This window comes from Candidatus Neomarinimicrobiota bacterium (assembly GCA_034716895.1).
Classification (GTDB): domain Bacteria; phylum Fidelibacterota; class UBA8477; order UBA8477; family JABMPR01; genus JABMPR01.
This window is the reverse complement of the sequence record JAYEKW010000140.1, coordinates 1-2,681: the sequence shown is the minus strand read 5'-3', so window position 1 is coordinate 2,681 and position 2,681 is coordinate 1. Positions and strand designations below refer to the sequence as shown.

Annotated in this window: 3 protein-coding genes and 1 pseudogene; all 4 read left to right on the top strand. The window is 42.6% G+C overall.

Translation table 11 applies throughout. The features are described 5' to 3' along the window. The coding region (locus U9Q77_08935; GenBank protein MEA3287481.1) for an FAD-dependent oxidoreductase at positions 1-559 on the top strand (559 nt) is incomplete at its 5' end. Between the two features lie 81 nt (positions 560-640). Further along, complete coding sequence (locus U9Q77_08930) at positions 641-802, top strand: hypothetical protein (protein ID MEA3287480.1); 162 nt, start codon at positions 641-643, stop codon at positions 800-802. Positions 803-826: 24 nt separating this feature from the next. Beyond that, positions 827-931, top strand: a pseudogene (locus U9Q77_08925) (phage antirepressor protein). 100 nt (positions 932-1,031) lie between these two features. Further along, positions 1,032-2,582: an arylsulfatase gene (locus U9Q77_08920; protein MEA3287479.1), complete on the top strand. Its 1,551-nt coding sequence runs from the start codon at positions 1,032-1,034 to the stop codon at positions 2,580-2,582. Positions 2,583-2,681 lie beyond the last annotated feature (99 nt).

The following is a 2,681-nucleotide window of genomic DNA, read 5'->3' as shown; positions in this document are numbered from 1 at the left end:
TGCTATTTACGTTCATGGAGCTGATTCATCGAATTCTCGAACGGTAACAGAGGCAAACCTGAGCGGTCGGAAGGCCATTCTGGGAAAAGTACGTAAAGAGAACAGGCGACTCATGCACATGCAGCCGGAAGCCGGTTTCAGGGAGAGTTATCGTATTTTGGGTGAGACCATTATCACTCACGATGATTATACTTCGGGCAGGGTTTATGAAGATTCTATTGCGAACGCTTTTTACCCTGTTGATCTGCATACCAAGGATGGAGTACAGCCCAAGCCACTGCAGCCGGGAACAGTACCCACGGTTCCCTTGAGGGCTTTGGTTCCCAAAGGATCTTCCAACATTATCATAGCCGGCCGCTGCGTTTCAAGCGACCGCTTAGCCAATTCAGGATTACGGGTGCAGGCATCGTGCATGGCGATGGGTCAGGCTGCAGGAGCAGCTGCAGCCCTTGCGGTCAAATTTAGCACAACACCTTTGAAAGTACCATTCAGCAAAATCAAGGAGATGCTAATTGCCCACAGCGCTATTGTTCCCAGTACTTCCAAATCAAAATTGTAAATCCAAATTCAAAATCGGAGTTTAAGCACTTACCCTTTTATCGACACACTCCAATTTATAAAAAAAGATATGGAACAAGTAATGCTAAGTAGAGTATTTGAAAACCTAAGTGACACTGAAAAAGAAGAAATAATAGAGCAACTCCACCAAAAATGGACAGGCCCCAATAATGAGGTGGTAAAACGTATGGCACAGTTTAAGGAGAAAAGCCCGGATATTTTGAAAGTGATAATGGAGAGTTAGAGTACCCAAAGCATCTTGCTTTGAATAAAACCAAGTGAATACAAGGAGTTGAAGCACCTCAAAAGAGAAAACTTGAGAGACCATATGACCGATCTTGAACTTATTTTTTCTATGCTCGGCGAAAGAGCTGTAATAAGATGCATTACGAATTTTAGAATTTAACTTATGGCATTTACAAAAGAACAAATAACAGAAACCCCGATAGCCAAAGCAATTGAAGATAGAAAAAATGAATAATCGTATCCTTTTTATCCTGTCATTAGCATTTATCTTGATGAGCGGTTCATCATGTGAGAAACAAGCTAGACACCCCAACATCATTTTGTTTCTGGCAGATGATATGGGCTACGGAGATCCTCAATGCTATATGCCTGATTCCAAAATCCCAACCCCAAACATTGACAGACTTGCTTCTACTGGTATTCGTTTTACCGATGCTCATTCACCATCAAGCGTTTGCTCTCCAACCAGATATGCAATTCTTACCGGACGTTATGCCTGGAGAACCCGCTTGAAACGAGGGGTTTTAGGTCCATACAATTCTCCACTAATTGAATCGGATAGACTTACTATTCCAAAAATGTTGAAGCAAGTTTCTTATCAAACAGCCTGTATTGGAAAGTGGCATTTGGGCATGCAGTGGGCAACAAATAATAATACGGAGCTGCCAGAATTATGGGGTGCTTATGATCAATCACAAATAGATCATCGCAAAGCCATAACTGGTGGACCTCTTACTGCTGGCTTTGACTACTATTTTGGAACGGATGTTCCTAACTTTCCACCTTACCTATTTATAGAAAACGATCGTGAACTTGGTTTCCCATCCATTCCGAAACCAGATACGATCTATGGAAATCCCGGACAAATGCTTCCTGGCTGGAAATTGGAGGATATTTTACCTACTCTTACTCAAAAGGCAGTTAGCTATATCGACAACTATGCAAAAGCAAATAACGATCAACCTTTTTTCCTCTATTTTGCCTCAACATCTCCTCATACCCCAATTGTTCCGGCACTTGAATTTCAGGGAAAAAGTCAGGCTGGTCCATATGGTGATTTAGTTCATCAAACTGATTATACTTTGGGTCAAATCATGAATGCTTTGGACCGTAATGGGCTTACAGACAATACTCTTGTGATTTTCACTTCTGATAACGGCTCTCCAGCACGGGCTGGTGATCCTCATTTGCATGGCCGGGATTTTCAGGTCACAGGCTCGGTCATTAGCAAATATGACCATAATCCGAATGCACCCTGGCGCGGAATGAAAGCCGATATATGGGAAGGTGGACACCGGGTTCCCTTTGTAATGAGCTGGCCCGGAAATGTACCTAAAGGTCAGGTTTCTTCTGAACCGATTAGCAGTGTGGATATTATGGCTAGTATTGCTAAACTACTGGATTATGAGCTTCCAAATACTGCAGCTGAAGATAGTTGGGACTTATCAGAACTGATGCTTGGCAAAAATGTTGGTATTGCAGCCGTTGAGATGCAAATCCATGAAGCACTGGTACATCATTCCATTGATGGCAAATTCGCTATTCGACAGGGAAAATGGAAAATGATCCCGCAATTAGGTTCAGGCGGCTGGACACAGCCGAAGAATGTAATCACTGATAACAGTGAGATCAAAGGGCAGCTTTATGATATTTATTCAGATCCGGATGAAAAAAACAACCTCTGGCTGGATTATCCTGAAATAGTTGAGGAACTACAGGAATTACTGACAAAGTACCAGAAAGAAGGACGAAGCACTTCGAGTTCAGGGTCTCTCTAAATATCCTATCTTTACGTTTATGCAAGCAGCTGTTTAATATGTCAGGCTATGCCGCACCGAAAATCTCTACGGTTCGGATAGGAATCATTGGTACTGGCA